Source organism: Terriglobia bacterium (genome assembly GCA_032252755.1).
In the GTDB taxonomy this organism is placed as follows: Bacteria; Acidobacteriota; Terriglobia; order Terriglobales; family Acidobacteriaceae; genus JAVUPY01.
Genome location: JAVUPY010000024.1, coordinates 239,072 through 245,103 on the forward strand (window position 1 = coordinate 239,072; position 6,032 = coordinate 245,103).

Annotated in this window: 7 protein-coding genes; all 7 read right to left on the reverse strand. The window is 56.9% G+C overall.

What is annotated here, in order from left to right:
• Positions 1–8: 8 nt before the first annotated feature.
• Positions 9–674: a glycine cleavage system protein H gene (locus tag ROO76_05300; GenBank protein MDT8067566.1), complete on the reverse strand. Its 666-nt coding sequence runs from the start codon at positions 672–674 to the stop codon at positions 9–11.
• Between the two features lie 285 nt (positions 675–959).
• Positions 960–2,210 carry a transcription termination factor Rho gene (rho, locus tag ROO76_05305; GenBank protein ID MDT8067567.1) on the reverse strand — a complete coding sequence of 417 codons (1,251 nt, stop codon included), beginning with the start codon at positions 2,208–2,210 and terminating at the stop codon, positions 960–962.
• A gap of 107 nt (positions 2,211–2,317) precedes the next feature.
• A complete protein-coding gene (locus ROO76_05310) occupies positions 2,318–2,533 on the reverse strand; it encodes a DNA-directed RNA polymerase subunit omega (protein MDT8067568.1) in 216 nt (71 codons plus the stop codon).
• Between the two features lie 841 nt (positions 2,534–3,374).
• A complete protein-coding gene (locus ROO76_05315; GenBank protein MDT8067569.1) occupies positions 3,375–3,734 on the reverse strand; it encodes a hypothetical protein in 360 nt (119 codons plus the stop codon).
• A gap of 180 nt (positions 3,735–3,914) precedes the next feature.
• Positions 3,915–4,847 (reverse strand): hypothetical protein, encoded by a 933-nt coding sequence (locus ROO76_05320; GenBank protein ID MDT8067570.1) that lies wholly within the window; start codon positions 4,845–4,847, stop codon positions 3,915–3,917.
• 400 nt (positions 4,848–5,247) lie between these two features.
• Complete coding sequence (locus ROO76_05325) at positions 5,248–5,733, reverse strand: hypothetical protein (GenBank protein ID MDT8067571.1); 486 nt, start codon at positions 5,731–5,733, stop codon at positions 5,248–5,250.
• The coding region (locus ROO76_05330; GenBank protein MDT8067572.1) for a hypothetical protein at positions 5,730–6,032 on the reverse strand (303 nt) is incomplete at its 5' end. The genes ROO76_05330 and ROO76_05325, both read right to left, overlap by 4 nt.

Here is a 6,032-nt window from a genome sequence, read left to right on the forward strand (position 1 = left end):
AGTAAGCGCTATGTCAGGAAAAATTCCTTCACCAGTCTGCGCTGCGAGCCGGGATCGAGTTGCGACATGATTCCGCTCACCGGCAGGCCGCCATCTTGCACCAGCGCCGGCATCATCTGCTGTGCCATCGTGGTCACGCGCCCGACGGAGTGCTGCAACCATGGACTAACCAGCGGCCCCTGCACGAGATTCCTCACGTTCGTCGTAATCTCGGGCGACTTGATGATGCAGATCCATCCATTGCGATAAGGATCGGTCAGGATCAGGTTCGGATCCTTGATCACTTCATGATTGACCGCGGTGATCACCCCCTCGATCGGCGACAACAGATCAATGGCTGTACCATCGCGAGTGAGTGTGAGCAGCTTCTGTCCCTGCCGAACCCAGCGATTCAGAGCCCCGATCTCGATGCGTTCGATTTTTCCGAGCAGGTTCGCGGCAAAGCTATCCATGCCAACCCGTGCGTTCTGGCGTCCTTCGTCCAGAACCCAAGTGTGTCCTGGATGGAAGCAATAGCCCTTGGGAATCTCGAACCCCAACTCGCGTGTCAGCTGTGGACGAACTGGTGGCCGAACCGCCGGCTTCATCTGCATCGCCGTTTCGGCACTTTGGCGGCGGAAATATGTGATCGATATGAGTAGTAAGAAAGTTAAGAGTACGAAGAGTATCGACATAAATTGCCTCCGACGACCTTGGAGACTGCATGAATTCGATACTTCTATATGCATCTGAAGGACAAATCAGGAAGGCCGGGCTAAGTAGATGAATTATCAACAGTTAGTCGGGACACACCGCATTTCTGGAGCGCCGACTTCACCGCGAATCGCTAACAGTACTGCATTTTGCAGTAGTACAGAGGACGGCAAAGCGCAGCGCCATGAGCGAAAAAAATCCGGGAGCATCCCGCTCCCGGATCCGATCACCACCGATCTACTGAATCATTGAACTGCACCGTGCTTCTACAGCGAGCTCATATTCGACAGGAACTCCGAATTCCCTCTTGTCTTGCTCAGCTTGTCGATGAGCAATTCCATCGCTTCCACTGGCGAGAGCGGGTTCAGGACTTTGCGCAGCACCCAAATCCTCTGCAGGTCTTCTTTGGGAATGATGAGCTCTTCCTTACGCGTACCCGAGCGCTGAATATCGATCGCCGGGAATACGCGCTTGTCGGACAACTTGCGGTCGAGGATGACTTCGCAGTTGCCCGTGCCCTTGAACTCTTCGAAGATTACGTCGTCCATGCGGCTGCCCGTTTCGATCAGCGCCGTGGCGATGATCGTCAGCGAACCGCCTTCTTCGATGTTGCGTGCCGCGCCGAAGAATCGTTTCGGCCGCTGCAGCGCATTCGAGTCGACGCCGCCCGACAGCACCTTGCCCGAAGGCGGAACGATCGTGTTGTAAGCGCGCGCCAGTCGCGTAATCGAATCCAGCAGGATAACCACGTCGCGCTTGTGCTCGACCAGCCTCTTCGCCTTCTCGATCACCATTTCCGCAACCTGCACGTGCCGCGCCGCCGGTTCGTCGAAGGTCGAACTGATGACCTCGCCCTTAACCGACCGCTGCATGTCCGTAACTTCTTCCGGACGCTCATCGATCAGGAGCACGATCAGCACCACTTCCGGATGGTTCGTCGTGATCGAGTTCGCGATGTTCTGCAGGATCATCGTCTTGCCGGCGCGTGGCGGCGAAACGATCAATCCGCGCTGACCCTTGCCAAGCGGCGTCAGCAAATCCATCACTCGCGCGCTGATGTTGTCCCGCACCGTTTCCAGCTTCAGCCGCTCCTGCGGATAAAGGGGCGTGAGGTTGTCGAACAGAATCTTGTTTCGCGCCTCTTCAGGCGACTCGAAGTTCACCGCTTCGATCTTCACCAGCGCGAAATATTTCTCGCCTTCATGCGGCGGCCGAACCTGGCCGCTGATCGTGTCGCCCGTCTTCAAATCGAACTTGCGAATCTGCGACGGCGATACGTAAATGTCGTCCGGACCCGGCAGGTAGTTATAGTCCGGCGAACGAAGGAACCCGTAACCGTCCGGCAGGATTTCGAGCACGCCTTCAGCGAAGATGTGCCCTTCTTTTTCGCTTTGCGCCTGGAGGATCTTGAAGATTAGATCCTGTTTGCGGAGTCCACTGGCGCCAGGAAGATCGAGTTGGCGGGCGATCTTCGTGAGCTCCGTGATGTTCTTTTCTTTCAGTTCTGCAATCGTCATGTTCACCTACGGGAATTTTCTTCGGAAAGGAAGGAAGATTGGAATGTGCCGCTGGGGTTATCTGGACGCTGCGGATGCGGCAAACTCCGCAGCGTCCAAAACTCAGTCTACGCAGCCCGACGCTGCGCCTCGCTCGCGTTCAGCGGCTCGGCCATCACCGTCGTCCGCTCCGACTCCGCAATCCGGTTCAACACATCGTTCGTCGTTTCCTGGATACGTGTGTTGGGCTTGTGAAACTTGCGGGTAGCCTTCGATGCCAGCTGGCACAGCATATAGCGGTTACGAACCGTGTGCAACGCCTCAAATACCTTGTCTGAACGCATTTTAGAAATTCTCCTTAATAGAGCCCGAAATATGAGCCGGAACCGGTTGTCACGAGCTGGTGATCGCCGACGAGCCTACCGCCGCGCGGGGTCTGCTTGGGATCTAATGGGCTGGAAGTGACTCCCATTTCTTTCGATGCACATCCCATTACCCAAGTTGCTCTTTTCTCCATCCCGAAACTTCCGCTTACAACTTACTCTTCGGGTCCCCATCCTGAACGACATCTCTTGGTGTTTAGGGTGGGGTAGTTCTCGTTTCCCTGCAATAGCGAAATCAAGACACAACGCGATAACAGCCGCTTCTCGCAAACGAATCACTGCCTTTGGCTTGTGATCTGGATTGCCAGGGTGCGTCGCAGCCGGCCCGCAGGGAGGACCAGCCCAAGTACCATCAGCCTACAGCCACCGAGGATCGGAATTACGCCTGACTGATGCTCTAAATTAGCTACAACCGCCTAACCCGGTCAAGAAAATTCGTATCCAGCTAAGTTAAAGAATCGTAAAGGATTACCCAACCAGTAACCCCAACCTTAGTGTCGCATTTTGACAACATCGCTCCATTCCGCGCCCCACGTCTCCATTCCGTCCCCCACGTATCAAGGCACAGCTTCCAGCGGTTCCGGGAAGTGGTATGTCTTGAAGGGCACGGCTTCAGCCGTGCCGAAGAGCACGCCTCAAATAAGCCAGCTTTAGCCGCCGAGGTTAGCGCCGTTCGATCTCCCGAACCCCAGCGCTGTAGTCGCGAATCCTGCAGGCGAGGAAACTGAACACAATAGCGAGGAGCACGACTCTCCAACGCCTTGCTGGAGAAACTTCATTGACCATAGCCTTAGCTGCTCCCCTACCCCTTCCACTTCGGAACCCGCCCATAGTAGCTGGCCGTCTGTCGCGACGCGAGCTGCTTCACGTACACCCTCACGTAAAACGCGCATGCCTTGAACTTGTCCGTAAACGTCTGCCTGCTGTTGTCCGGATAATGGCTCACCACCCACTCCGGCCCATCCTTCGGCGGAAAGATATACCACGCCGGACTCTCCCTCGTATTCTTCGACTCGATCAGCCACGCATTTACCAGCTCCGGATGCTCTCTCAAATACCCTTCCAGTTCCTCGTCGGAAATCTCATCCCCGATGGCGTACCCCGTACTCGCCAGCATCTCAACGATCGAAACCTCACCCTGGTCCTGAAACCGCGCCGCCAAACTGCACAACTCCCCAACCATCTCCGCCCTCACAACTCCTCCTCACCTCTGCCTTGGTGCCCCACATTCTGCGCGCCGTTCGCAAATGTGAGTCTTCAGCTCGGAGCGATGATACAGCCGACGAAGGAACTGGCGAAGAGACCGGGGACTGAAATCGTGCCATCGGGCCATCGAGCCCCCCTAGTTTTGCGGTTGTGTGGTTTCAACGAGTTGCGGAAATTTTGGCGGAAGATCTATGAGCGCGTTGGTTTTAAATCCCAAAATATTGTCGCCGTGAGAGATAACGTCGGTTTTTGAGGTGTCATCCTGAGCGGAGCGACGTGAGTCGCGGAGCCGAAGGAGCGTTTGTTGCTCTTCGGGGGACGCGATCTGGCGTCGCGCGTTCGCGCGACTCGGAGAGAGCTTGCGACCCGTTTCCCCGGGCTCACGCCCGGGGCTACTTTCTCGGAGCGAGTGAGTGCCGGTCTCGGGGATCGGGATGGTGTCGAGGGCGGTGGCTTCGGTCGGGGAGAAAGCAGGTCCCTCGACTACGCACGCTGACGCGTGCTCCGCTCGGGATGACGAATCATCTTTTTCGGTGGATTGAGAGCGTTCACAAACAAGGCGGTCGCCTTCGCGGCGGTAGCCTTTCGGCAATTTGGGGAGTTTGCGGCAGTTGCGGGGGGATAAACATTCGTCTTGTTTGGGGCAGGCGGCGCACTTTTCTTTGGCGGGGCGCATAGCTCGGGCGCGTTCCATTTCCAGGTCCATGTCGAGTTCGGGACATTCGCGGACGGGTTCGCGGGCGGAGAGGCCGGACGTGGGGATGCGGGCCTGAAGGGCGAGTTGGAGTGAGTACAAGAGTGCGGTACCCATTTTGATCTCGATGCGCTGGTCGAGGAGGCCGCGCTGGATTTCCATGATCGAGACCAAGATGGCTTCGGGGCCGTCGAGGAGCGGGAGTTCGATGCCGGTGTTCTTGTTCATGGCGACGGGACCGCCGAGTCGGATTCGGCGCTGGTCTCGGCGCTGCCATTGGTAATGGAAGTAGCAGAGAGTGTGATGGCGGAGTGCGGGCGAGCCGCATTTGATGCCGTTGGTTTTGATGTGAGAGCAAAGACGAAGTGTGGACATGGAGAGCTCCTTGGGTGCCGGGTGCCGGATACCAGGTACCGGGGATGAAGTCAAAGGGACGAGCGCAAAGCTAAAGGCCGGAAGTTGAGAATCAAAGAATGAAGACGACAGTGAGCGAAAGACGAGAGCGAACAGGCCCAAGACGGAGTCTTGGGTGGGCGTCGGCCGCGGCCAGTACCGCAGCGACGGGTCGGGATGAGAAAGAACCGGGCCCAAACAGTTGCGGCGCCCGCTAGGGGCGCCGCTCGATGGACTGTGTCCAGAACAATTGTACAACGTGGGGTCAAGGGTGTCGGTGGCTGGAGATGAGGAAAATTCTCGGGGAGTTCCAAAATGGGAACAAACCAGCACTCAGTTCCCGGTTCTCAGTTCTCAGTTGCCTGGGCGTCAGTTGCCCAGGTCAATGATCTCTCCTCGAAAGCCTGTCCTGCTTGGGAACGTAGCGAAATGTCTTTGTTCCGTCTTTCTGAATCCTGTCGGATGCTTCGCCGCGTTTAATCATGCTCAGAATGCTATTGCGGACCGCGGCGGCAGGATTTGTATAACGGTGCCAGTCGAACCCTTTCTCTTCAAGGAAATCTTTGATCTGTTTGCCGGTCATGCACTCACCGGAATAGCGGAGCGCGAAGCGGACGGCGTCGGTAGTCCCGTGTGGTGGCCAGATCAGCTCGTCGATGTTCATCAAGAATCTTTGGGTCTGTTCGTTCGATTCGGTGAAACGGGCGAGGGTCAGGATGTGGCGACGAATGGAGACGAGTTTGCGGGTAAGGCCGTCCCGTTCGCGAGCGATCTGGAGAAACTGGGCCATGGCCTGATCGATTGCGAGGCCGTGGCCCGCGTCGATGATTGTCTGGGGCCTGCTTACGACAGGTTTTTCGCCGCTCACGATTGCGCTCCAGCGGCTTTGGTTTTGGCGGCGCGCTCCTGGTTGAGTTTAAGGAGGCGTTCCAGTATCTCGTTGTCGGACAGATTATCAGGCCAGCCATAGGCGGCGAATACGGCGGCGTCGAGGGCCTTGTGGAGGTTATCGAGCCATTGTGGACGCTGGTTATATAGGTTGGTGAGGGTGCGCTTCTTCAATTCGTCGGCGGATGCGTCAGGGGGATTGAGCCAAAGGTCGCGTTTTTCAACGAGTTCTTTTGCCGCTGAAGCGATGCCGATTACCCGCGGGTCATCTTTAGGCTC